At 64.0% G+C, this 20,936-nt stretch carries 24 protein-coding genes and 1 tRNA gene; 18 read left to right on the top strand and 7 right to left on the bottom strand.

What is annotated here, in order from left to right; all coding sequences use genetic code 11:
• The first annotated feature begins 193 nt into the window (after nt 1-193).
• From I6F36_RS08770 to I6F36_RS08750, 5 genes are all read left to right on the top strand, one after another.
• Complete coding sequence (locus tag I6F36_RS08770; protein ID WP_225125733.1) at nt 194-541, top strand: Lin0512 family protein; 348 nt, start codon at nt 194-196, stop codon at nt 539-541.
• A 4-nt stretch (nt 542-545) separates the two neighbouring features.
• Nucleotides 546-1,238 (top strand): GNAT family N-acetyltransferase, encoded by a 693-nt coding sequence (locus I6F36_RS08765; protein ID WP_225125732.1) that lies wholly within the window; start codon nt 546-548, stop codon nt 1,236-1,238.
• A gap of 71 nt (nt 1,239-1,309) precedes the next feature.
• Complete coding sequence (locus I6F36_RS08760) at nt 1,310-2,494, top strand: serine hydrolase (RefSeq protein ID WP_225125731.1); 1,185 nt, start codon at nt 1,310-1,312, stop codon at nt 2,492-2,494.
• Between the two features lie 95 nt (nt 2,495-2,589).
• Nucleotides 2,590-2,799 (top strand): DUF2892 domain-containing protein, encoded by a 210-nt coding sequence (locus I6F36_RS08755; protein WP_036000902.1) that lies wholly within the window; start codon nt 2,590-2,592, stop codon nt 2,797-2,799.
• Complete coding sequence (locus I6F36_RS08750; RefSeq protein ID WP_225171285.1) at nt 2,796-3,317, top strand: sigma-70 family RNA polymerase sigma factor; 522 nt, start codon at nt 2,796-2,798, stop codon at nt 3,315-3,317. The genes I6F36_RS08755 and I6F36_RS08750 overlap by 4 nt, the downstream gene beginning before the upstream one ends.
• A 74-nt stretch (nt 3,318-3,391) precedes the next feature.
• Here I6F36_RS08750 and I6F36_RS08745 read toward each other — a convergent pair whose 3' ends face one another.
• The 3 genes from I6F36_RS08745 to I6F36_RS08735 form a co-directional block, all read right to left on the bottom strand.
• Nucleotides 3,392-4,732, bottom strand: coding sequence for an RtcB family protein (locus I6F36_RS08745; protein ID WP_036022627.1), 1,341 nt, complete (start codon nt 4,730-4,732; stop codon nt 3,392-3,394).
• 111 nt (nt 4,733-4,843) lie between these two features.
• Complete coding sequence (locus I6F36_RS08740; RefSeq protein ID WP_225171284.1) at nt 4,844-6,169, bottom strand: vWA domain-containing protein; 1,326 nt, start codon at nt 6,167-6,169, stop codon at nt 4,844-4,846.
• Between the two features lie 106 nt (nt 6,170-6,275).
• A tRNA-Arg gene (locus I6F36_RS08735) sits at nt 6,276-6,431 on the bottom strand.
• Nucleotides 6,432-7,372: 941 nt separating this feature from the next.
• Here I6F36_RS08735 and I6F36_RS08730 point away from each other — a divergent pair.
• Complete coding sequence (locus tag I6F36_RS08730; RefSeq protein ID WP_036034151.1) at nt 7,373-8,044, top strand: DUF429 domain-containing protein; 672 nt, start codon at nt 7,373-7,375, stop codon at nt 8,042-8,044.
• A 6-nt stretch (nt 8,045-8,050) separates the two neighbouring features.
• On the opposite strand, the gene I6F36_RS08725 is transcribed toward I6F36_RS08730, so the two are convergent.
• On the bottom strand, nt 8,051-8,257 hold the full coding sequence (locus tag I6F36_RS08725; protein WP_225124204.1) for a hypothetical protein: 207 nt from the start codon (nt 8,255-8,257) through the stop codon (nt 8,051-8,053).
• 164 nt (nt 8,258-8,421) lie between these two features.
• Between I6F36_RS08725 and I6F36_RS08720 the strand changes: the two genes are divergently transcribed.
• Both I6F36_RS08720 and I6F36_RS08715 read left to right on the top strand, forming a co-directional pair.
• A complete protein-coding gene (locus I6F36_RS08720; RefSeq protein WP_225124203.1) occupies nt 8,422-8,568 on the top strand; it encodes a hypothetical protein in 147 nt (48 codons plus the stop codon).
• A 78-nt stretch (nt 8,569-8,646) separates the two neighbouring features.
• Nucleotides 8,647-9,351 (top strand): glutathione S-transferase family protein, encoded by a 705-nt coding sequence (locus I6F36_RS08715; protein ID WP_225125725.1) that lies wholly within the window; start codon nt 8,647-8,649, stop codon nt 9,349-9,351.
• Nucleotides 9,352-9,419: 68 nt separating this feature from the next.
• Here I6F36_RS08715 and I6F36_RS08710 read toward each other — a convergent pair whose 3' ends face one another.
• On the bottom strand, nt 9,420-9,791 hold the full coding sequence (locus I6F36_RS08710; protein WP_057028941.1) for a tRNA-binding protein: 372 nt from the start codon (nt 9,789-9,791) through the stop codon (nt 9,420-9,422).
• Between the two features lie 105 nt (nt 9,792-9,896).
• Here I6F36_RS08710 and I6F36_RS08705 point away from each other — a divergent pair, with 105 nt between their 5' ends.
• Nucleotides 9,897-10,256, top strand: a complete 360-nt coding sequence (locus I6F36_RS08705) for an ArsC family reductase (RefSeq protein ID WP_036000881.1) — start codon at nt 9,897-9,899, stop codon at nt 10,254-10,256.
• 3 nt (nt 10,257-10,259) lie between these two features.
• Here the strand turns inward: I6F36_RS08705 and I6F36_RS08700 are convergent, their stop codons facing one another.
• Nucleotides 10,260-10,907 carry a hypothetical protein gene (locus tag I6F36_RS08700; protein WP_167361655.1) on the bottom strand — a complete coding sequence of 216 codons (648 nt, stop codon included), beginning with the start codon at nt 10,905-10,907 and terminating at the stop codon, nt 10,260-10,262.
• A gap of 340 nt (nt 10,908-11,247) precedes the next feature.
• Between I6F36_RS08700 and I6F36_RS08695 the strand changes: the two genes are divergently transcribed.
• The 7 genes from I6F36_RS08695 to I6F36_RS08665 all read left to right on the top strand — a co-directional run bounded on the left by I6F36_RS08695 (nt 11,248) and on the right by I6F36_RS08665 (nt 17,747).
• On the top strand, nt 11,248-12,003 hold the full coding sequence (locus I6F36_RS08695; RefSeq protein WP_038946482.1) for an ABC transporter ATP-binding protein: 756 nt from the start codon (nt 11,248-11,250) through the stop codon (nt 12,001-12,003).
• The gene (locus tag I6F36_RS08690) at nt 11,996-12,742 is read left to right on the top strand and encodes an ABC transporter ATP-binding protein (protein WP_036022650.1); all 747 of its coding nucleotides are present in this window, start codon (nt 11,996-11,998) and stop codon (nt 12,740-12,742) included. The genes I6F36_RS08695 and I6F36_RS08690 overlap by 8 nt, the downstream gene beginning before the upstream one ends.
• Nucleotides 12,743-12,798: 56 nt before the next feature.
• Nucleotides 12,799-14,019 (top strand): ABC transporter substrate-binding protein, encoded by a 1,221-nt coding sequence (locus I6F36_RS08685; RefSeq protein ID WP_225125722.1) that lies wholly within the window; start codon nt 12,799-12,801, stop codon nt 14,017-14,019.
• Between the two features lie 76 nt (nt 14,020-14,095).
• Entirely contained in the window at nt 14,096-14,959 is an 864-nt protein-coding gene (locus I6F36_RS08680) for a branched-chain amino acid ABC transporter permease (RefSeq protein WP_036000843.1), read from the top strand.
• 1 nt (nt 14,960) lies between these two features.
• A complete protein-coding gene (locus I6F36_RS08675; protein ID WP_036022655.1) occupies nt 14,961-15,929 on the top strand; it encodes a branched-chain amino acid ABC transporter permease in 969 nt (322 codons plus the stop codon).
• A gap of 156 nt (nt 15,930-16,085) precedes the next feature.
• Nucleotides 16,086-16,730: a DUF47 domain-containing protein gene (locus I6F36_RS08670; RefSeq protein ID WP_036000836.1), complete on the top strand. Its 645-nt coding sequence runs from the start codon at nt 16,086-16,088 to the stop codon at nt 16,728-16,730.
• Between the two features lie 12 nt (nt 16,731-16,742).
• Nucleotides 16,743-17,747 (top strand): inorganic phosphate transporter, encoded by a 1,005-nt coding sequence (locus I6F36_RS08665; protein WP_036022657.1) that lies wholly within the window; start codon nt 16,743-16,745, stop codon nt 17,745-17,747.
• On the opposite strand, the gene sugE is transcribed toward I6F36_RS08665, so the two are convergent.
• Nucleotides 17,740-18,054, bottom strand: coding sequence for a quaternary ammonium compound efflux SMR transporter SugE (gene sugE / locus I6F36_RS08660; RefSeq protein ID WP_036000830.1), 315 nt, complete (start codon nt 18,052-18,054; stop codon nt 17,740-17,742). The two genes, I6F36_RS08665 and sugE, sit on opposite strands and share 8 nt — an antisense overlap.
• 158 nt (nt 18,055-18,212) lie before the next feature.
• On the opposite strand from sugE, the gene I6F36_RS08655 reads away from it, so the two are divergent.
• Both I6F36_RS08655 and I6F36_RS08650 read left to right on the top strand, forming a co-directional pair.
• The gene (locus I6F36_RS08655; protein ID WP_036022662.1) at nt 18,213-19,835 is read left to right on the top strand and encodes a peptide chain release factor 3; all 1,623 of its coding nucleotides are present in this window, start codon (nt 18,213-18,215) and stop codon (nt 19,833-19,835) included.
• A gap of 47 nt (nt 19,836-19,882) precedes the next feature.
• Nucleotides 19,883-20,860 (top strand): ABC transporter substrate-binding protein, encoded by a 978-nt coding sequence (locus I6F36_RS08650; protein WP_225133006.1) that lies wholly within the window; start codon nt 19,883-19,885, stop codon nt 20,858-20,860.
• The last annotated feature ends 76 nt before the right edge of the window (nt 20,861-20,936 follow it).

Below are 20,936 nucleotides of genomic sequence, written 5' to 3'. Positions count from 1 at the left end.
CGTTCGTCATTGCGAGGAGCCCTTGCGACGAAACAATCCAGACTGTCACCGCGGAAAGATTCTGGATTGCTTCGCTGCGCTCGCAATGACGGAGCCTGTGGCGCACGTCTCGGTTCAACATGACAACCACACTTGTGTTGGGCGTGCCGATCGTCGAAACTCTCCACTACCCAACCAGCCACAGGAATAAAGCATGCCTCGCGTTCGTTGTGTCACCGAGATGGGCATGGGCGTCGACGTCCACGGCAGGGACGCCACCAAGGCGGCCAAGCGCGCGGTCTCCGATGCCATCAGGCATTCCAGCCTCGGCTTCTTCCGGATGATCGGCAAGACCGCGAACGACATGTACGTGGACGTCACGATCGGCGTGCCGAATCCAGAAGCCGTCGACAAGGAAGCCGTCGCCAAGGAGCTGCCTTACGGCACCGTGACCGTCACCGCGGTCAAGGGCGGGCTGGAGATCCCCTCGGCCACGGAAGTGGCCAACGATCCCATCCTGATCGCCAATGCCGCCGTCATCGTCAGCTTCGACAAGGATTAGGCCGATGTCCGCGAGCGATGAGGCGCTGCTGGATCGCCCGATCTGGAGCGCGTTGACGACGAGCCAGAAGCATCTGGCCGAGGGCGGCCCGCGGGCTCTGCGCTATCCCGTGGACATGACGCCGTTTGCCGATATGGCGGACATGTCCGCGGCAAGTTTTGCGGCGCTCGGCGATCTCATGTCGGGCTCGCAAGTCGCGGTGCTGTTCACGCCCGAGCCCGTCGAAATTCCCGCCAGCTTCAAGGTGCTGCTCGCGGAGCCCGGCGAGCAGTTGATCGGCTCGCCCGCCGACACTTCGCTGCGCGATGCCGAGATCGTCCGCCTCGGCGCGACTGACGTTCCCGCCATGATGGCGCTGACCGAGCTGACCAAGCCCGGGCCGTTTGCGGCGCGGACGCACGAGCTCGGCACATTCCTCGGCATCCGTGCACGCGGCGAGCTGGTCGCCATGGCCGGCGAGCGGATGAAGCCGGGCAATTTCACCGAGATGACGGCGGTCTGCGTGCATCCCGATCATCGCGGTCGCGGTTACGCACAGGCGTTGCTCGCCGCCATCGCGCGCCAGATCGAGGCGCGCGGCGAAATTCCGTTCCTGCACGTGTTCGCGAGCAATACGTCTGCCATCGCGCTGTACCAGCGGCAGGGCATGCGGATTCGGCGCCGGCTGCAGGTCACCGTGCTGATGAAGCAGGGATGAGCTGCACCGTGGGCTTCATATCCTGAGAAATCGCGCTATATCGATTCCAACCACAAATCGGGGGGGAGCACATGGACGCCAGAACGACTGATTTTTCCGCCGTACGGACGGCGATGCAGCGCTACGTCGATCAGGAGATCATTCCCGGCGTATCCTGGGCCGTGCTGCGCGGCCGCGAGGTGGTCGATCAGCAATGCGTGGGCTTTGCCGACCGAGAGGCCAACACCGCATTGCGGCCCGACCACATCTTCCGCGCGTTCTCCAACACCAAGATCTTCGTCACCTGCGCGATCATGCTGCTGGTCGAGCAAGGCGGCATCGGGCTCGATGACGCAGTCGAAAAATTCCTGCCGCAGCTCGGCAATCGCAAGGTGCTGAAGCAGGGCGCTTCGAGCCTTGCCGATGTCGAGCCGGCGAAGAGTCCGATCACGATCCGCCAGCTCCTGACCCACACCTCCGGTCTCAGCTACGGTATCTTCGATCCCGGCACGGTGCTGTTCAAGGCTTACAACGAGGCGCGCGTGCTCAATCCGCTAACGCCGCTCAGCGACATGATCGACAGGCTCGCCGACCTGCCGCTGTCCTATCACCCTGGCACGGCCTGGGAATATTCCGTGGCGACCGACGTGCTCGGCCGTGTGGTCGAGGTCGTCTCGGGCCAGCCGCTCGACGCCTTCCTGAAGGCGCGCATCTTCGATTCCCTCGGCATGACCGACACCGGCTTTTATGTCCCCGAGACACAGCAGGGCAGGCTGGTCGCGCTCTACAACGGCGCCGACGTGCTCGACCCCATGAAGCCCGGCCTCACGCGGGCCGACCATCTGCCTTACCCGCAAGCCTATCGGCGGCCGCTGCCGCGGCTCTCGGGCGGCGGCGGTCTGGTCTCGACCTTGCCAGACATGCTCGCGCTGGTGTGTGCGCTGCTGCCCGGGTCCGATGCGTTGCTGAAGCCGGAAACGCTGCGGCAGATGATGACGAACCAGCTGCCCGCAGGCCAGACCATCCGCTTTGCCAATCTCGGCCCGATTCCCGGCAAGGGCTTTGGCCTCGGCGGCGCCGTCACCTTCGCGCCGACACCGTTCGATCCGCCGAACTCGACCGGTGAATTCCAATGGGGCGGCCTGGCCGGGACCCATTGGTGGATCTGTCCGGAAGCCAATACGGCGGGCGTGCTGATGGCCCAGCGCTATATGGGCTTCTGGAATCCGTTCTTCTTCGAGTTCAAGCGCCTGGCCTATCAGGCGGTCGGAGCCTGATCGCAAAAAAATCTTCCGTCAGCGCGAATCCTTCTTGGCCATCGCGTCCTCTTGTTGGTCGAGGCAATCGGTCTCGGCCCATATCGGAGGATGTGATGGGATTCTATCGGAAGAACATCGGCGGACTGCATCAGGTGGTGCGGGTCGTCCTGGGGATTGCGGTGGCGGCTGCGGCGTTCGTTTATCTTGCCGGCGCGACAGCATGGCTGGTCGCGCTCGGTGGCGCCGGCTTCGCGCTGACCGGTTTCGTCGGTTATTGCCCGATGTGCGCGATGGCAGGCATCGGCAAGGGAGGGATGTCGTGAGCGCGGCGGCGATCTCGCCAAACCTGTTCGAGGCCGCGCGGCTCGGCGATGCCGAGGCGATTGCGCGTCTGCTCGAGACGACGCAGCCGGATATTCGTCGCTATGCGCGCGCGACCTGCCGCAGCTCGGCGGACGCCGAGGATGCGACGCAGGAGGCGCTGTGGATCCTGTTCCGCCACGTCGGCACGATCCGTTCGCTGCTGGCGTTGTCGGCCTGGCTGTTCAGCGTGGTCCGGCGCGAATGCCTGCGGCTCGCGCGCCGGGCCGGCGTTGTACCGGCAGTCGATCAGGGCGAGGCGGAGGCCGCACTGCTGTTGCGCCCTGAGGCCGATCTGCGGCTCGACGTCGCCGCGGCGTTCGAGGCCCTGCCGCCGCACTATCGCGATGTCGCGCTGATGCGCGACGTCAAGAAGATGACGATCGATGAGATTGCCGCCGCGCTCGGCGCGACCAGGCAGACCGTGAAGGCGCGGCTGCATCGCGCCCGCGCCTTGATGCGCGAATATCTGACGAGATGAGAGACAACCAGATTCAAAGGAAAAAAACGGAGTGACGTGGGCGGGAGACGTCGCCTCCCGCCCACGGTTTCGCTTTAGTCCTTCCACGGATCGAACTCGCCTTCGCCGGCCATGGCGACGGCGAATGGCCGCAGCGTGTGCAGCACGCGCACGGTGCCGGCGTGCTGGGCCAGCACGTCCGGCAGGCGGCGATAGGCCATCGGGCTCTCGTCGAGGTCGGCACCGATCAAGGTGACGCCGCGCTCGTTCAGCCAACGGTCCATCTCCTCGCGCGAGAAGCGCCGCTTCGCCTCACGTCGTCCGAACAGGCGGCCGGCGCCGTGCACGGTCGAGTAGAGCGAGGCCTTGGCTTCCGGGCTGTCGACGCCTTCGAGGATGACGGCGTCGTCGCCCATCGAGCCGCCGACGAACCCCTTCTGGCCGGGAAACGCCGGCGTCGCGCCCTTGCGCACCACCCACAGATCCTTGCCGTCGTGGGTCTCACGCCAGGCATAATTGTGGTGGTTGTGCACGCTCTCGGTCACGCTGCCGCCGATGATCTGGCGGACGCGCTCGACGACCCATTCGCGGCCCGCATAGGCATAGCGCCCGGCGAGCTGCATCGCCGCGATGTAGCGGCGGCCGAGCTCGCTGTCCTCGTCGACGACGGCGGGCGGGACGTTCATGCCGTCCTTGCCGCCGGCGGCCTTGAGGTAGCGCGTCGCGGAGGTGTGCCCGAGACCGCGGCTGCCGAAGTGGACGCCGATCCAGACGAAGCCTTCCTCGTCGCGCATGAGGTCGACATAGTGGTTGCCCGATCCGACCGTGCCGAGCTGCTTCACCGCCTTCTGACGGTAGTCCTCCATGTCGCTTTCGCGCCAGGCCTCGCCGTCGTCGAACAGGTCGTGCTCGGCCCGTTCCGCGTTGGCACGTCCGACGCCGAACGAGATCACCTTGGCGACGTCGCGGATGATCGTGGGAGCGATCCCCGCGATGTCGTCGAAGCGCGTGTCGAGCCGAGCCGCCATGTTGCCGCAGCCAATGTCGAAGCCGACGCCGGAGATGCTGATCTGCTTCTCATAGGCGATCACCCCGCCGACCGGCTGCGCATAGCCGAGATGGCCGTCGGCGCAGATCACGCCGGAGACGACATTGCCGATGGCCATGCAATTGCGCATCTGCGCGATCGTCGCCTCCTCATGCGGGCCGAACACCTTCAGCGGCGCATTCTGGAAACGGGCGTCCTGCGTCCGGAACGCGGCAATCGAGCTCGCGGTCGCATTGGCCTCGCGGGCAAGATGCTCCTTGCGCGCGGCGTCCTTGTACAGGCACCAGGCCGGCTGGCCGCGTCCTTCGCCGACGCGCGAGTCGGGGTCGACACCGGCGGCGAGGCAGAGCTCGCGGGCGCGTTCCATGTAGGGATCGGGTCGTCGCATGGTCGTAGATCCTTGTCATTCCGCGCGCACCATAACGGGGGCGGGCGGATCATTTCAGAGATTTCGCTGGCCCCGGGCGCATCTCGCGTCCGGGGCCATTGTTGTTGCGCGTCAGTTCAACGCCGTCTCGGACGCCGCGATCCACGCGACCACGGCCTCGGAGAAGCCGTTGACGCGGGTCCAGGCGCCGTGACCGACGCCGTGCTGATACGAGGCCACGTTGACCATGGTGCCGCGCGCCCTCGGCTCGGGCACCTGGTCGTGGCTCTGCTCGTCGGTGAAGACGATGAGGCGATCGCCCTTGCAGTCGATCTCCGTCACCGCATTGCCGAGATAGGTTCCGCCATGCGGCTGCGAGTTGATGATCGCATCCCGCAGCGCGAAACCGCGGCGGGGAGGGACCTTCACGACCTCGTTGGAGAAGGTGAAGATCTCGACCTCGTCGCAGATCTCGCGGGCGAGAATGGCAAGGCCACACGCCGCCTCCGCGCGCGTCATTTCCGACTGCGCGGAGAGCGTTGCGAACATCGAGCCGGACACGTCGATCAGGAGCCGGGTGCGGCCCGGAAGCCGCACATGGTCCTTGATTGACTTGAGCATCGCGGCCTCGAGCTCGGGCTCGAAGTCCGGCGCATAGCGTGCCGCCGTGATGAAGCGATAGGGCAGGATACGATCCGTCCGCATCGCCTCGATCGCGCCTGCGATGATCTCGCGCGGGACCTGCGCGTTCTGCATCAGGCGCAGATTGCGCAGTAGCGCCAGGCCGCCGAGCTTTCGCTCGGCGATCAGCCGCTCGAAGGTCTCGCGCTTGTTCTTGCCGGCCGAGAGCGAAACCTCCCAGGTGTCGGGGGAGGCGAGCTCGCCATCGACGAGCTGCTTCCACACCTTCGCCTGATCGGCGTCTTTCGGCTTGGCGTGCACCAGGAACAGAACGTCCCTGATCCGCACCGCGCCGTCGCGGTCCCACTTGGCGAGCTGATAGGCGTCGAACTTGGTCAGCGCGCGGGCAAGACCCTTCTTCACCTGTGCCGAGACCGGCTGGCGCTTGCGCTGCTGCATCGGCCCCAGCGCATCCGCCCAGTAGATCGCGAGCAGCTCCGTCATCTCGTCGGGACGCTGGATCACCTGGGCGAGCGTGTGGGCAACGAGGGTGCGGTGCTTCTCGTTCCGCGCCATCTCGCGGATGACGAGGAGCGGTGCGTGCCGCAGCTTCATCACCTCGCGCGCCTCGATCGCAAGCTGCGCGACGCGCGCGGGCGCGACCTTGGGCACGAGGGCCTTGATGCGGTCGGCGATGGCGACGCCATCCTCGTAGAACTGGTCCTCCCACAGGAGGCAGTTCATCAGCGCGCGCTTCAGCTCCATCTCGGGCGTGAAGCGAATTGCGCGTGCGCCCTCCCGCGTGAAGGCGCGAACGATCTTGTTGAGCCTGACCATGATGGCCTCCTCTTGGGTTGATGGGGATGGAAACGGTGCCGGGGAACAGGCGAGGCTGTACTGCCCTTGCGGGCAAGTCACATGCTCTACCGCTGAGCTACGGACTTTCGTCCGGAAGGAGTCGAACCTTCGACATTGCGATCCGAAGTAACAGCGCTCTTCACCACCGGCGGTGGCTAGGGGACACGATCCGGGAACGGGCGATTGCTGTACCCGACGAGCCGAAGCTCGCCGGAAAGCGCTCTATCCTCTGAGCTACCGGTGCATGGGACACCGGGCGGGATTCGAACCCGCGACCTCTCGCGTTGCAGGCGAAGTAACAGAAATCTTCACCACGGATCGTGATGGGTTGGCGGGGAACGATCGATGCTGTTGCTGCCCTTGCGGGCGATCCGCCTTTCGGCGCGCAGGGTTCGAACCTGCTCGGCGCTTTCACGCCTTTACCACGAAGTAACAGACATCTTCACCACCGCCAGGCCGGTGCTTTCGCATCGGCCATTGATGGGTAGGCTGGGGAACGGGCGATATCGGCTTTCAGTGACAACAACACAGTCTCTGTCCCCAACGGACAGATCCTGCGCCGGGCCGCGTGCAAGCCTTTTCCGAGGCCGCATCCCGGTGCGTGTGTCAAAGGCGGGAGGCATACCCGCTGTGCCGTGTGGAGAAGTATCCGACATCTTCACCACCAGCGTCGGTTGAGCCGCGATCCCTCACGGCAAACCGAGTTACAAAAATTCGATCACGGCGCTGTCGACGCGCCGCACATTGCGAACCCACTGGGTTCGCTCTGCCATCGGTGTCCGGCTCATCGCCTCGTTCCCTCCGGCAGGCCCCGCGCATTTGGGCACGCGCCTCTCCAGCGCGAGCCCCGAGATCCGGGTCTCTCGTTCCGGCCATTGCCGGGATGTTCGGTGGAGCCGCGCGGCGGGCAACAAAAAACCCTCCGGAGCGGCAGGCTCGGGAGGGTCCGTGAGAAGCGGACTGTCGATCTCGCGGTCAGGCAAGATCGCTCCCATGAGCCGGGCATGCGCAATCGAACAGCTTTGGGCTATTCGGTATGCGGATAATTCTTTCGTAGCGGTACGACATCGCTCGGTTCATGGTGTCTGTCGCAAACGGAAGTGCTTGCGAGGGCGCGGGACATACGCCCGCAACTTGCGGATGTCAAGCGAGACGCGCGAGGAAACTGAAATTGACGGACGCATGACTTGCAAAAACTATCTGGGGCTCGACGGATTTCGCTTCGGCTGGGTCGCAGCGTGGATTGACGAGCGCGGCGATCAAGGCTTCGATTATTCGCCAAGCCTGATGCGTCTGCTCGCAATCCCGCACGCCCGCGCGATGATCGACATGCCGATCGGACTGAACGCGAGCGGCTACCGCGCCTGCGATTTGCGCGCACGCGAACTGATCGGCCCATCCGTGTTTCTCGGCGCGCGCCGCGACCTCTGGGCGTTCCACGACATGGCGGCGGCCAATCGCCATTACTGGAAGCACGAAGGCGAGGGCAGGGGCGTGTCGGCGCAGCTCTGGAATATCAGGGACAAGATGAGGGAGGTCGACGAGGCCATGACGCCGGCGCGGCAGGCGACGATCGGCGAAGCGCATCCGGAATTGATCTTCTGGAATCTGGCAGGACGCGTGCGGCTCGAACCGAAGACCTCGCCGCGGGGCCGCGAGCAGCGTATCGCGCTTTTGAGAGGCCGCGGCTTCACTGAGGTCAAGAGATGGCTCACGCTTCGCCACGGCACCGGGATCGGTCGCGACGATCTCATCGACGCCTGTGCCTGCGCTGTCGCAGCGCGCGACAGCACGCAATCCGTTGGTGACGGCAGGATCGATCCGCGCGGACTACGGATGGAGATCAACTTCTGAAGGCGATCAGCCCTCGACGTCGCCTTCGAGGTGCACGCGGCTGCTGTGACCTGGATGCGCGCTGCCGCTGTCGTCGTCCAGCCTCGTTGCTCTCGCTTCATACTCGTCGGCCATCGTCCGCAACCGCTGCGCGGCTTTGCTGTGCGCGAGATCGTTCGCGACGCGGCGACAGCGTTCAGCGTGGTCGAGCAGGGCGCGCTTCTCGATGTTCATCGCGTGACAACGCGCGAGGGGACCATTGGTCCCCGCGCAAGCCGCCGGAACAGCACGATCGCTTCGCTGTAGGATCGGGAAAAAACGGCAACATTCTAGTGCCGCCTCGGAACATAGCGCCTGAGCCGACGTTCTACGCCAGAGGCTGTGAGGGACATAATACCATGTACGACGTGTGCCAATTGGCGACCGCGATGCTCGCGATCGCCTTTACGGCCCTGCTGTTGGTGACGGGTCAACGATTCATCGAGTCTCGGCTGCAGCGTGACGCATTGCCCCCGTTCGTAACGATGGCGACGCTGCCGCCCTAAGCACAGCCGGAAGTCACTTGCGCGGTGCGGTATCTTGCCTAGATTGAGCACGCCTCAGTCCATGCGCCCAGGATCCCGATGTCCGATCTGTCCGTCTTCCCCATCACCAAACGTTGGCCCGCCAAGCACCCCGAACTGCTCCAGCTCTATTCGTTGCCGACGCCGAACGGCGTCAAGGTCTCGATCATGCTGGAGGAGATCGGGCTTCCTTACGAGGTTCACCTGGTTGATTTCGGCAAGGACGATCAGAAGACGGCCGAATTCATCTCGCTCAATCCGAACGGCAAGATCCCGGCGATCCTCGATCCGAACGGCCCAGGCGGCAGGCCGCTGCCGTTGTTCGAGTCCGGGGCGATCCTGCAATATCTCGCGGAGAAGACCGGCAAGCTGCTGCCGCAGGATGCCGCGCGGCGTTATCAAACCCTGCAATGGCTGCACTTCCAGATGGGCGGCGTCGGGCCGATGTTCGGCCAGGTCGGCTTCTTCCACAAATTCGCCGGTAAGGATTACGAGGACAAGCGGCCTCGCGACCGCTACGTCGCCGAAGCCAAGCGCCTGCTCGGCGTGATGGAGGTGCATCTCGCCGGCCGGCAATGGTTCATGGATGACGACTACACCATCGCCGACATCTCCATGCTCGGCTGGGTGCGCAATCTCATTGGCTTCTATGGCGCCGGCGATCTCGTCGAGTTCAGTCAGTTCAAGGCGGTCGGCGCCTGGCTCGAGCGCGGGCTTGCGCGCCCCGCGGTGCAGCGCGGATTGAACATTCCGCAGCGGCCCTAAGTCGCTTTAGGTTAGTGTTTGAGCATGATCTTTTCGGAAAACCGCTACACACTTTTCCGGATCATGCTCTAGAACAGCCGTCCGCCGTTCGGCACCGGCTTGCTCGGCTGCACCAGCACCACCTTGCCGTCGGCATCGGGGAAGCCGAGCGTCAGCACCTCGGAGACGACCGGGCCGATCTGGCGCGGCGGGAAATTGACGACGGCCGCGACCTGTTGGCCCACGAGACTTTCAAGCGGGTGGTTTTCGGTGATCTGGGCCGAGCTCTTGCGCACGCCGATGGCGGGGCCGAAATCGATCCACAGCCGCCAGGCCGGCTTGCGCGCTTCCGGAAACGGTTTGGCGTCGACGATGGTGCCGACACGGACGTCGACCGCGAGGAATGTGTCGAAGTCGATGGTCGGTGCGGCCGCCGCTGCGGGATCGTGGGTGACGTGCATGGGATGTCCGTTCGGTGGGGTGACGCGTCTCGCGACATTGTCGCGCGACGCGGAGTTTCGTACAACGCCACGCACATCACCGCTACGCCATGCGCGAGGACCGTCTTGCCCACCATCATCTACGGCATCAAGAACTGCGACACCATGAAGAAGGCCCGCGCCTGGCTCGATGGCCATGGCGTGGCTTACGCGTTTCACGACTACAAGGCGGCGGGTGTCGAGAAGGACAGGCTGAAGCAGTGGAGCGACAAGGTCGGTTGGGAGACCCTGCTCAATCGCGCCGGGACGACCTTCAAGAAGCTGCCCGACTCCGACAAGGAAGGCCTCACCGAGAAGAAGGCGCTGGCCTTGATGCTAGCGCAACCATCGATGATCAAGCGGCCGGTGCTCGAAATCGGCGGCAAGCTGTTGGTCGGCTTCAAGCCGGATATCTATGCCAAGGAGGTCGGCGGCAAGGCGCGCTGACGGCTAGTTCAGCTCAATGATCTCGTTGGAGATGGCGCGGCCCGGCTGGTCCGAGAACTCGACCGGATCGGCGGGTGCGATGCGGCCGGGGGCGCGATGAAACAGCTCGCGATCGATCACGGCCCGCAGCTTCGGGCGCGGCAGCGCGTCATTTCCGCGCATCAGATTCTTGATCTCGAAGCCGCCGTCCTCGCAGAAGGTCTTTACTGACGCGATGACGTGGCTGACCCTGCCGTCGGTCAGGAACGGCAGCAGCAGCCGCTCATACGCGACGATTCGGCCATAGGCGTCGTCGACGTCGGCAACGCTGTAGATCGGAAGGCCGCGCGCGACGCATTCATGATAGATCGGCATCACGTATGGTGCGAGCCGCGGCCCGACGTAATCATCGAGCGAAACGCCCTTGCCGGTATGCCCATAGGCGCGCGAGATGCGCGTGCCTTCGCTCTGGATGACCAGACGCGGCGTCGGCGTCGAAAGCTCCACCGTATAATAGATGAGATCCGACAGCTCCTCCTCGAGCCGCGCGGGCTGATACTCCCAGATCGCGGGAGCGATCTGCTGGCGCGCATAAAGTCGCAGCCACGTGTTGAGGAGATCACGCTGGCGGATCGACTTGACGACGGAGGGAGCGGCGCTTGCAAAATCCAAGACAATATTCTCCGCGCGTGAAAACCCTGGGATGATCGGGCTTGCGGGAAAATTTTCGATGAAGGCTGGCGCGGGAGACGAAAGACCGTTAACGACGGCTTGATGGCCGGTGCCTTGCGAACCGGAAAGGCCGGGCAGGCACGACATCGACCTCTGCGACTAACGGAGCATTTGTACCCCGGCCGGAGGCCTGACCTGCTCAGCTTTCCGCCTTGCCTAACCCCCGTCACCTCCGGCATATTCCGCGCCCGGAGGCGGCGCCCCGGTGGGCTGCAAGTCCTCCGGACAGCCGAAGCAACAAGGACAGCCACGCGCCGCGCGCGGGCAGGGGGAAAACTGTTTGGCCGATGAGTTCATTCTCGAAACGGAAGGCTTGACCAAGGAGTTCGCGGGCTTCTTCGCCGTCCGCGACGTTGCGCTCAGGGTTCGCCGTGGGAGCATTCATGCGTTGATCGGCCCGAACGGGGCCGGCAAGACGACCTGCTTCAATCTTCTGACCAAGTTCCTCAAGCCGTCGGCCGGGAAAATCCTGTACAAAGGGCAGGACATCACCGCGATGGCGCCGGCGGATGTGGCCCGCATGGGGCTGGTCCGTTCGTTCCAGATTTCGGCGGTGTTTCCCCATCTCACCGCGCTCGAGAACGTCCGTGTCGCGCTGCAGCGCCAGCATGGCTCTTCGTTCGATTTCTGGCGCTCGAAGTCGGTGCTCAACCGCTTCAACGACCGCGCGCGCGAGCTGTTGAACGATGTCGGCCTCAACGAGTTTGCCAACACGCCGGCGGTCGAGATGCCCTATGGGCGCAAGCGTGCACTTGAGATTGCGACCACGCTGGCGCTCGACCCGGAGATGATGCTGCTCGACGAGCCGATGGCCGGCATGGGCCACGAGGACATCGACAAGATCGCGGCGCTGATCAAGCGCATCTCCGCGAAATACACCATCCTGATGGTCGAGCATAACTTAAGCGTCGTGGCCAACCTCTCCGATATCATCACCGTGCTGACGCGCGGGCAGGTGCTCGCGCAAGGCCACTACTCCGAGCTCACCAAGGACGAGCGCGTCAAGGAAGCTTACCTGGGAGCCGGTCATGCCTGATACAGCGATCGCCGAGGCTCCGGCCAGGGCTGCGACTGGCGGGAACATCTTGCAAGTCCGCAACTTGGAAGCCTGGTACGGCGAGTCTCACATCCTGCACGGGATCAACTTCGACGTGAACGCGGGCGAGGTCGTCACCCTGCTCGGGCGCAACGGCGCCGGCAAGACGACGACGCTGAAGTCGATCATGGGCATCATCGGCAAGCGCACCGGCTCGGTGAAGTTCAACAACCAGGAGATCATCCGCGCGACCTCCGACAAGATCGCGCGCATGGGCGTCGCCTTCTGTCCGGAAGAGCGGGGCATATTCTCCAGCCTCGACGTCCGCGAGAATTTGATGCTGCCGCCGGTTGTCCGCGAAGGCGGTTTGCCGCTCGACCAGATCTTCGAGCTGTTCCCGAACCTGAAGGAGCGGCTGAACAGCCAGGGCACCAAGCTGTCGGGCGGCGAGCAGCAGATGCTGGCGATCGCGCGCATCCTACGCACCGGCGCGAGCTTTCTGATGCTGGACGAGCCGACCGAGGGTCTTGCACCCGTCATCATCCAGCAGATCGGCCATACCATTGCGCGGCTCAAGAAGGAGGGCTTCACGATCCTTCTGGTCGAGCAGAACTTCCGCTTCGCTTCCACCGTCGCCGACCGCTATTACGTAGTCGAGCACGGCAAGATCATTGACGGGTTTTCCAATTCGGAGCTTGCCGCCAACATGGACAAGCTCCACACCTATCTCGGTGTGTAGCCGAGCAGGCCGGACGATCGAGAGTAACTATCAAAGGAATATTGGGAGGTCGGATTATGAAGCACAGCATTTCGGCAATGTTGCTCGGGACGGCCCTGGCGCTCGGCGCGGCAGGCGGCGCGGTCGCGCAGGACAAGAACATCAAAATCGGCGTGCTGACCGACAATTCAGGACTTTATGCCGATCTCGGTGGCGCCGGCTCGACCGTCGCCGCACAGATGGCGATCGAGGATTCCGGGCTCGCTGCCAAGGGCTGGAAGCTCGACCTGATCTCCGCCGACCATCAGAACAAGCCCGACATCGGCTCCACGATTGCTCGGCAATGGATCGACGTCGAGAAGGTCGACATCTTCATGGATGTCCTGAACTCCGGCGTTGCGCTGGCGGTGAACAATATCGTCAAAGAGAAGAATTCCATCCTGATCAACACAGGTGCGGCGACGTCGGATCTCACCAACGCGCAATGCTCTCCGAATACGGTCCACTGGGTCTATGATACCTATATGCTGGCCAACAGTACCGGGCAGGCGCTGGTGAAGGCGGGCGGCGACACCTGGTATTTTCTCACCGCGGACTACGCCTTTGGCCATGCCCTCGAGCGCGACACCGCCGCGGTGGTGGTGAAGTCGGGCGGCAAGGTGATCGGCAACGTCAAGCATCCCCTGAATACCGCTGACTTCTCGTCCTTCCTGCTTCAGGCGCAGGCCTCCAAAGCCAAGATCATCGGCATGGCGAATGCCGGCGGCGACACCACCAACACCATCAAGCAGGCGTCCGAGTTCGGCATCGTCTCGGGCGGCCAGAAGCTTGCGGGTCTGCTGCTCTTCATCACCGACGTGCACTCGCTCGGTCTGAAGGTGGCGCAGGGCTTGAACTTCACCGAGACCTTCTATTGGGACATGAACGACGGCACGCGCGCCTTCTCCAAACGCTTCTCCGAGCGGATGAAGAACAAGGCGATGCCCTCGATGGTGCAGGCCGGGGTCTATTCGGGCCTGCTGCATTACTTCAAGGCGCTGGAGGCGATGGGCGGCAATCCGCATGACGGGGCCAAGGTGGTCGCCAAGATGAAGGAGATGCCGACCGACGATGCGTTGTTCGGCAAGGGAACGATCCGTGCGGACGGTCGCAAGCTGCATCCGGCCTATCTGTTCGAGGTCAAGAAGCCCGAGGAATCCAAGGCGCCCTGGGATTACTACAAGCTGATCGGCACGACCCCCGGCGACCTGGCCTTCCGGCCGCTGTCGGAAAGCGCCTGTCCGCTGGTGAAGAAGTAACGGTGAACGATGCGGGCCGGCGCCGCAGCGGTGCCGGCCTGTTGTTGAGGAATAGAAGGGACCGGGTGCGGGATCGATGCAGGCTCTCTACGCTCAGCTACTGGTGGGACTGATCAACGGCTCGTTCTACGCGCTGCTCAGTCTCGGGCTTGCCGTCATCTTCGGCATGCTCAACATCATCAATTTCGCCCATGGCGCGCTCTACATGATGGGCGCCTTCGTCGCCTATTTCCTGTTGAACCTCGGCGGCATCAACTATTGGTGGGCGCTGCTGCTGGCGCCGATCATCGTCGGCATCTTCGGCATGATCCTGGAACGGACCATGCTGCAATGGCTGACCGGGCTCGATCATCTCTACGGTCTGCTCCTGACCTTCGGCATCGCGCTGATCGTGCAGGGCGTGTTCCAGAACTATTTCGGCTCCTCGGGCCTGCCTTACGCCATCCCCGACCAGCTCAGGGGCGGCATGAATCTCGGCTTCATGTTCCTGCCGATCTACCGCGGCTGGGTCGTCGTGTTCTCACTGGCGGTGTGCCTTGCGACCTGGTTCCTGATCGAGAAGACGCAGCTCGGCGCCTACCTGCGCGCCGCGACCGAAAATCCGACCTTGGTGCGTGCCTTCGGCATCAACGTGCCGCGCATGATCACGCTCACTTACGGTCTCGGCGTCGGCCTTGCCGCGCTTGCCGGCGTGCTCTCGGCGCCGATCAACCAGGTGCGGCCGCTGATGGGTGCCGACCTCATCATCGTCGTGTTCGCGGTGGTGGTGATCGGCGGCATGGGCTCGATCATGGGCTCCATCATCACCGGCTTTGCGCTCGGCGTGATCGAAGGCCTGACCAAGTATTTCTACCCCGAGGCCTCCAACACCGTCGTGTTCGTGCTGATGGTGCTGGTGCTGCTGGTGAAGCCGACGGGATTGACGGGAAGGGCGGCCTGAGATGACAACCCTGACGGACGACACGCTTCCTGTGACCCCGCGCGCAATGCGCGACGAGATGATTGTATTCGCAGTGATGGCGCTGCTGCTCGCAGCGGTGCCGTTCACGGGCGTCTATCCGTTCTTCGTGATGCAGGCGCTGTGCTTTGCGCTGCTCGCCTGCGCCTTCAATCTGCTGGTCGGCTATGGCGGCTTGCTGTCGTTCGGCCACGCGATGTTCTTAGGCACGGCCGGCTATTGCAGCGCGCATGCGCTGAAGGTCTGGGCGCTGCCGCCCGAGCTCGGCATTCTCGTCGGCGTCGCCGCGGCGTTCGTGCTCTCGATCGTCACCGGCTACATCTCGATCCGACGCCAGGGCATCTATTTCTCGATGATCACGCTGGCGCTGTCGCAGCTCCTGTACTTCATCTATCTCCAGGCCCCGTTCACCCATGGTGAGGACGGCATCCAGGGCATCCCACAGGGACGCATGTTCGGCGTGCTCGATCTGTCCAAGCCGACGGTGCTGTACTATGTCGTGCTGGTCGGCTTCCTCGCCGGCTTCCTCCTGATCTTCCGCATCATCAACTCGCCGTTCGGCGAGGTGCTGAAGTCGATCCGCGAGAACGAGCAGCGCGCGATCTCGCTCGGCTACCGCACCGACCAATACAAGTTCCTGGCCTTCGTGCTGTCGGGGACGCTCGCCGGCCTTGCCGGTGCGCTGAAGGTGTTCGTGGCGCAGAACGCTTCGCTCACCGACGTGCACTGGACGATGTCGGGCGAGGTCGTGCTGATGACGCTGGTCGGCGGGCTCGGCACCGTTTTCGGTCCCGTGGTCGGCGCCTTCGTGATCATCGCCATGCAGCAATATCTGGCCGGCTTCGGCCAGTGGGTGACGGTGATCCAAGGCGCGATCTTCGTGGTCTGCGTGCTCACCTTCCGCCGCGGCGTCGTCGGCGAAATCGCGCATTACTTCCGACGTTCGCTCTAAGTAACTGATATTGCATCAGTTTCATTGATGCATGAAAGCGGTGGATGACCCGGCTCCGCGGGCGTGAGGCGACACGCGCGCGGATCGAAAATGGTCTATGACAGTTTTATGACAGCCCTCACGGGCCTGACCATTTCCAACCGGTAGCCTACCCCCATGATGCGATGGTTTCGTGCGTTCCTGCCCAGGGAAGAGCGGTTCTTCGACCTGTTCGACCGCCATGCCCAGACCGTGATCCAGGGCGCGGTCGCGCTCCAGGGCATGCTCAACGGGGGCGAGGAGACGCCGGTCTATTGCCAGCGCGTCAACCAGTTCGAGAACGACGCCGACAATATCACCCGCGAGGTGCTGACGGCGGTGCGCCGCACCTTCATCACCCCGTTCGACCGCGGCGACATCAAGAACCTGATCACGTCGCTGGACGATGCCATCGACCAGATGCAGCAGACGGCCAAGGCCGTGATGCTGTTCGAGGTGCGCAGTTTCGAGCCGCCGATGCGCGAGATCGGCGGACTCTTGATCGAATGCGCCAATCTGGTCGGCCGTGCGCTGCCGCTGATGCAGGAGATCGGCAAGAACGTCGCCATGCTGACCGCGATCACCGAGGAGCTCGGCAAGCTCGAGGGCCGTGTCGACGATCTCCACGACATCGGCCTGAAGGAGCTGTTCCTCAAGCATCGCGACGGCAATGCGATGGATTTCATCGTAGGGGTCGAGATCTACGACCATCTCGAGAAGGTGGCCGACCGCTTCGACGACGTCGCCAACGAGATCAACAGCATCGTCATCGAGCAAGTGTAGGGCAGGGCCGCCGTGGATGCTGCGTTGGCTTTTCCCGTCCTGGTCGGCCTGATCGCCGTCGCGCTGCTGTTCGATTTCCTGAACGGCCTGCACGACGCCGCCAATTCGATCGCGACCATCGTTTCGACCCGCGTGCTGCGACCGCAATTCGCGGTGTTCTGGGCCGCGTTCTTCAATTTCATCGCCTTCCTGGTGTTCGGGCTGCACGTCGCCCAGACCATCGGCACCGGCATCATCGATCCTGCGGTCGTCGACGCCCAGGTGATCTTCGCAGCCCTCGTCGGCGCCATCGTCTGGAACCTCGTGACCTGGGCGCTCGGCATTCCATCGTCGTCGTCGCACGCGCTGATCGGCGGGCTCGTCGGCGGCGGCTTGGCCAAGGCCGGTATTTCGGCCGCGGTGTGGAGCGGCCTGTCCAAGACCGTGCTGGCGATCGTGCTGTCGCCGCTGGTTGGCTTCCTGCTCGCAATGGCGCTGGTTGCGATCGTGTCCTGGGCCTCGGTGCGCTCGACGCCGTTCGCGGTCGACCGCGCCTTCCGCATCCTGCAATTCGTCTCCGCTTCGCTCTATTCGCTCGGCCATGGCGGCAACGACGCGCAGAAGACCATGGGCATCATCGCGGTGTTGCTCTATTCGCAGGGCCATCTCGGCAGCGAGTTCTCGGTGCCGTTCTGGGTGGTGCTGTCGTGCCAGGCGGCGATGGCGCTGGGCACGCTGATGGGCGGCTGGCGCATCGTCCGCACCATGGGCCTGCGCATCACGAAATTGACCCCGATGCAGGGCTTTTGCGCCGAGACCGGGGGCGCGGTGACTCTGTTCATGGCGACCTACCTCGGGGTTCCTGTCTCGACCACCCACACCATCACCGGCGCCATCGTCGGCGTCGGTGCCGCCCGCCGCGTCTCGGCCGTGCGCTGGAACGTCGCAAGCTCGATCGTCTATGCCTGGGTGATCACGATCCCGGCCTCAGGCATCGTGGCCGCGCTGACCTGGTGGGTGGTCCAGCTCGTCAAGTGACGAGCTTCAGTCCGACGATGCCGGCGACGATCAGGCCGATGCTGGCGAGGCGGAAGGCCGTCGCCGGCTCGCCGAACAGAACCATGCCGAGCGTCGCGGTGCCGACCGCGCCGATGCCGGTCCAGACCGCATAGGCGGTTCCGACGGGCAGGGATTTGAGCGCAAATCCGAGCAGGATGACGCTGCCGGCCATGGCCGCGAGCGTGACCGCGGACGGGACAAGCTTGCTAAAGCCCTCGGTGTATTTCAGGCCGATGGCCCAGGTGATCTCGAGGAGACCGGCGACGAACAGGATGCTCCAGGCCATGACGACCCTCCATTCAAGGCAGGGTCGTCCCCGCGGCTGGTGTGCTGATGGGCAGGGAGGTCGTCCTCCCAAAAGGGGGATATGGGGCTGGCCGGAAGTCTCCGCAATCACCAAATGAGGCTTGATCAGGCCCGTTTTCCCTGCCACACGCTCCCGCCATGTCCGACATCGCCGCCACCACAGCCGAATCGCCGGCCCGTTCCCCGCTTGCCGCCGAGGTGGCGAGGCGGCGGACCTTTGCGATCATCTCCCATCCCGACGCCGGCAAGACCACGCTGACCGAAAAGCTGCTGCTGTTCGGCGGCGCTATCAACCTCGCCGGCCAGGTCAAGGCCAAAGGCGAGCGGCGCAACACGCGTTCGGACTGGATGAAGATCGAGCGCGAACGCGGCATCTCGGTGGTGACCTCGGTGATGACCTTCGAGTTCGAAGGCCTCGTCTTCAACCTGCTGGACACGCCGGGCCACGAGGACTTTTCGGAGGACACCTATCGCACGCTGACGGCGGTCGATTCCGCCGTGATGGTGATCGACGCGGCCAAGGGTATCGAGGCGCGCACCCGAAAGCTGTTCGAGGTGTGCCGTCTGCGCGACATCCCGATCATCACCTTCATCAACAAGATGGACCGCGAGAGCCGCGACGTGTTCGAGCTGCTCGACGAGATCGAGAAGACGCTGGCGCTCGACACCACGCCGATGACCTGGCCGGTCGGCCGCGGCCGCGACTTCCTCGGCACCTATGACGTCGTCAATGGCGGCGTGCGCCTGCTCGAAGGCGGCGGCGCCAAGACCGGCGCGGCGCTCGAGATCGAGATCGAAGAGCTCGCCAAGCTCAACGCCAATCTCGACGTCTCCGCCGTGAAGGACGAGCTCGAGCTCGTCACCGAGGCGTCGAAGCCGTTCGAGCTGGACGCGTTCCGCGAGGGACATCTGACGCCGGTCTATTTCGGCAGCGCGCTGCGCAATTTCGGCGTTGGCGACCTCCTTGAGGGCCTCGGCAAGTTCGCGCCCGAGCCGCGCGCGCAGGACAGCGACCAGCGCAAGGTCGAGGCCACCGATCCCAGGATGAGCGCCTTCGTGTTCAAGATCCAGGCCAACATGGATCCCAACCACCGCGACCGCATCGCGTTTGCGCGCCTGTGTTCGGGCAAGCTCAGCCGCGGCATGAAGGCCAAGCTCGTGCGCACCGGCAAGAGCATGCCGCTGTCGAGCCCGCAATTCTTCTTCGCGCAGGACCGCTCGGTCGCGGACGAAGCCTTCGCCGGCGACGTCGTCGGCATTCCCAACCACGGCACGCTGCGCATCGGCGATACGCTGACCGAGGGCGAGGATTTCAACTTCGTCGGCGTGCCGAGCTTTGCGCCGGAAATCGTCCGCCGTGTCCGTCTCACCGACGCGATGAAGGCGAAGAAGCTGAAGGAAGCGCTGCAGCAGATGTCGGAAGAGGGCGTGGTGCAGGTGTTCCGCCCCCGCGACGGCGCCCCGGCGCTGGTCGGCGTGGTCGGCGCGCTGCAGCTCGACGTGCTCAAGGCCCGGCTCGAGGCGGAATATTCGCTGCCGGTCGAATTCGAGGTCAGCGAGTTCCAGCTGGCGCGCTGGGTCTCCTCGGAGGACCGCAAGAAGCTCGACAGCTTCATCGCCGCCAACAATTCGAGCATTGCCGACGATGTCGATGGCGATCCCGTCTATCTCGCCCGGAACGAGTTCTACCTCGGCTACACCCGGGAGCGCGCCGAGGGCATCGAGTTCAGCAACGTCAAGGATGTCAAGAAGAAGGGGTAATGTTTCCCAGACCTTTTCCGTGAAGCAGGACAGCGAGGTCGACGGTCATGAGGCGGCGCGAATTCATCATGCTCGCTGCAGGCGCGGCGGCCTATCCGCTGAGCACGTCCGCGCAGGGGAATGTGCGGCGGATCGGTGTGTTGGCGGGAGGCAGGGCGAGCGATCCGGAGAGCCAGGCCGGCTACCAGAAACTGAGACAGCGTCTGGGCGAGCTCGGTTGGGAACAGGAGCGCAACATCCATATCGAGTATCGCTGGTGGGCCGGCGATCCGAATGTCGCCGATGCCCAGGCGGCGGAGCTCGTGAAGTGGGGGCCGGATGTGCTTCTGGCAATCGGCACTCCCTCTGTGGAAGCCCTGAGGCGACGCGCGCCGACCTTGCCGATCATCTTCACGGTCGTTGCCGATCCCGTGGGTGCCGGTTTCGTCCAAAGTCTGGGCAAGCCGGGCGGAAATATCACGGGGTTCACGACCTTCGAGCCTGAAATGGCGGGCAAGTGGCTGCAATTGCTCAAGCAGGCGGCACCCGCGATACGGAGGGTTGCCGCAATCTTCAATCCGCGAACGGCGCCCATGATCTTGATGCCGTCCGTGCAGGCGGCCATTCCGGCAGTCCAGCTCCAGCTCGTTCCGGCGCCGGCGCACAACGCCGCCGAGCTCGAACAGGCGATCTCCCGCTTTGCAGAGCAGCCAGACGGCGGGCTGCTGATCTTTCCCGACGCATTTCCACTCGTTCATCGGCAATTGATTCTGAACTTGGCGGCCGCGCATCGTCTGCCGGCGATGTATCCGTTCCCGTCCTTCGTCACGGACGGCGGGCTGATGTCTTACGGAGTCTCGATTACGCAGCTCGTCGGTCGCTCGGCGGATTATGTCGACCGCGTCTTGAGAGGAACCCGTCCCGCAGACTTGCCAGTCCAACAACCGAATGAATTCCAGTTCCTGCTCAATCTCAAGACAGCCAATGCGTTGGGGCTGAATTTACCGCCCACGCTGGTGGCGCAAGCGGATCAGATTGTCGAGTGAAGCGAACCATCGCGGCCAGCCTTGAACCTTTCATAGCCGTCGCCACCTGTTGCAAATGCCATTGCGGTCCCGGTAC

It is taken from the genome of Bradyrhizobium sp. BRP19, from assembly GCF_020194195.1.
Lineage (GTDB): Bacteria > Pseudomonadota > Alphaproteobacteria > Rhizobiales > Xanthobacteraceae > Bradyrhizobium > Bradyrhizobium yuanmingense.
Note: the sequence above shows the minus strand (reverse complement) of the source record. Positions and strands in the feature narration are given on the sequence as shown.